The organism is Paenibacillus sp. FSL H7-0331, from assembly GCF_001956045.1.
The window spans coordinates 1-2,855 of the sequence record NZ_MRTH01000116.1 but is presented as its reverse complement, the minus strand read 5'-3'; the positions used below and the strand labels follow the sequence as shown (position 1 = coordinate 2,855).

At 39.6% G+C, this 2,855-nt stretch carries 3 protein-coding genes; 1 reads left to right on the top strand and 2 read right to left on the bottom strand.

From position 1 onward, the window contains the following. Positions 1-505 precede the first annotated feature (505 nt). The gene (locus tag BK127_RS41885; RefSeq protein WP_076238536.1) at positions 506-1,291 is read right to left on the bottom strand and encodes a HipA family kinase; all 786 of its coding nucleotides are present in this window, start codon (positions 1,289-1,291) and stop codon (positions 506-508) included. 796 nt (positions 1,292-2,087) lie between these two features. On the opposite strand from BK127_RS41885, the gene BK127_RS43480 reads away from it, so the two are divergent. Then, positions 2,088-2,267 (top strand): hypothetical protein, encoded by a 180-nt coding sequence (locus BK127_RS43480; protein WP_179097835.1) that lies wholly within the window; start codon positions 2,088-2,090, stop codon positions 2,265-2,267. A gap of 355 nt (positions 2,268-2,622) precedes the next feature. Here the strand turns inward: BK127_RS43480 and BK127_RS44650 are convergent. Continuing rightward, positions 2,623-2,855, bottom strand: a 233-nt coding sequence (locus BK127_RS44650; RefSeq protein WP_218639089.1) for a hypothetical protein, incomplete at its 5' end; no start/stop codon positions are given.

The window sequence follows — 2,855 nt, the reverse complement described above, 5'->3', positions numbered from 1 at the left end:
TGACGTTTATTTGAGCAAAATAGCATGAATTCGCGGTTTAAAGAGTGCTCAGCATTCAGTTGTTAGACAGTCTGACGTCCGGTGTGGAGTAGGGGAAAAGCTGGAGATGATATCAAATGCTTACCTATTGTTACCGAGAGTTCAATAACCAACATGAAAAGGCAGCCAGCCCAGGTATATTGGTTGCCTTTTCTCAAGGGACGGGCAGTAGAGCGTGGTGAAACGACTATTTATCATCGATCCCTTTGTGATACGGTCACCGTAATGTATCCGAGCACTAACCACCATTTTTAATGAACATGATAAGTTTAAAATATTACCTAATAATAACATTCTTTCATCAAATAATACCATATACTGGAACAGACATCTGTATCTGATAGCTTCAAATTTCAACTATAGTCGAGCGGTGGAAGTGTTAACCCCTTGCACCATTCAAACAACATCATTAGCGCAGGCGCTGCATTGACGCAGTAAAAGGGAGTTTAGCGTGGTAACGCCACCGTCAAAAAATTAAACCCCTTCCATATTTTTTCGCAAATTGATACACCGAATCGGCAAAAGTTTTTTTCTGTACTTTGAGATAATTAACAAGGGCCTCCTTGTCTTGAATCGGCACACCCCAATCCTCAGGAATTTCCCGAATCACTTCTTCAATAAGGGTTTCCGGTAAAACAAGGATCTGTTCAATATATGAAAAGAGTATCGATGGATCTTCAAGCATGCCCACAGTCCAAATATGAACGATAGAATCCTTTTTAAACTTACCGCGCTTTTGCAATGTTGCTTTGTTCCATTTATATCCTCCCGGAAAACATTTACCGTGATCGATCATATGAATATCATATCTGCCTTCTGGTAGCCGCTCCAAAAGAATGTTGCTTTTTGTACGGTCAGAGTTATGCACCCAATGGTCGAATACGAAAATTCCGGCCAATACCTGGTTATTTTTGATATCCATTTTAGTCGGATGAGGAGGTTCCTTCGAGAGGCCTCTGCAATTGTCTATAAATAGGCTCGCAAATTGTGTACCTGGATTGTATTTGGAAGAAAATTTTTTTGGTATATATTGTATGTGCCGCTCTGTCATATTCACTAATTTAAATGGCACCACAGGCAAAGAAAGGTGTTGGGCTAATCTGGCGATCACGAATTCGTTTACCAGTTCCCTTGTTCCGTGGAAATTGTTTTTACATTTCACCGCATAACGGTTTCCATCATTAAATGACAACAAATGTGCGGCTTTTCCAGACAGCGTCTCCAAATATTTTATCGGTTCTAAAGATGTCATCGCTCCGCAACCCTTCTTTGATAGAATCTAACATTACAGTATTCAAAAATAATTTAAGAGTATGGACAAAAGGGATATTATTTTTCAAACTTGCCGTTACAGAAGCGCGGTGAACCTTGTCATAAATAAGGCTTTATTTCATGTCCCAGGCTGACGCGTTTTTTTAAATCGGCTCAGTCCAAATACCTATTTTCTCGGAAAATTTCAGGGACGCAATTTCAGGACGCAAACGACACCGGTATCTGTTTGTAAAGAGTACCGGAGTAATCCATTCACTTCTCTAATACTAAGCAGGGCGAAGATTTGTCCTTGTAGGGGATGAAACGGATGACTGATCGTGATCATTCCTAAATGCGAGTTGATGGAGGACGCGCGGTTTATTCTGGGCTTCGATGACGCTGTTGAGAGGCGCGCGCGCTAATCGGTCAATGTTCTTGTTAGTTATCGGACAATGTTCTTGTCATCATCTAACGAAAACATCATCTGTCGGAAGTCAACAACATTATTGCATTGAAAGTCGCTTAAATTGCGGTTTTTATTAGTTATGTAATAAGGTTCTTGTCATCGGTTGATGTCAAGAACCTTATTACATTTCCTATAAATGACAAGAACCTTGTTACATTCCCGACGGAGTAAACATAATTCCATTGGACTAAACTGCGGTGGTAAGCGCTACGGGAAAAAAGTTCTCCATTTCCCTAAAAATGGAAGATAAATCACAAAAATAGACAACAAGCAAACAAACAAAAGGGGTTAAAAAATTTAATTAAAACGTTCAGGACAAAAGAGTAGTATGATGGAAAGAGCAATGTCGATATTCCAACAAGCACCTCAATATAGTGGGGGCAATACTTGTTCAAATGTTTGTCAAGGAGTCTTATCAGGAGTAGATTTTGGTTTCTTATCTTGGTTTGGAGGAAATTTTCCAAGTGATTATTTTAATAGTATGCAACAATTTGGAGACTTTCCTGTTTAGAAATAGTCGGCATAAATAATTTACGGAGGTGTAAATGACTGTTATACAATAGAACAATGAAAACAATTTCTTTTCTAACAATAGCTTTAAATATATGGTTTCTCATAGTATATTGTTTAGGATCTTACTTGGAGAGAAGAGTCGATTTTGAAGGCCAAATACTAATATTATCATTATCTGGGTTTACGATTATTCCACTTGTTTCCTTAATATTATCGTTGCTTTTAATAAAATTAACTTACAGTAAACCATGGCGTGTTTGGGTTCGGCGAACTGAAACCTTTCACAAGAATATAGTCCGATAATGATCAGCAGCGAGGGGAGGAGCTCTGGGGAGTCCGGGATATTTCATGTGTTACTGCTGTTCCGTCATTAGCGATCCGGACGAGGAACAACGCACGGAACTGGTTCGTGCGGACAGTTTTGCTATGGCATCAATCCATTGAACTAACGGATAACAATAGCTTAACCAGACATGAACATGAGGACAATCCTCTATACTTCTTGGTACGAAATACGCCCCGCCGCCAAAGGACGACGTAGCCGTTTCGCCTTGTGGCTGCCGGATGATTCGAATATGATGTAAGG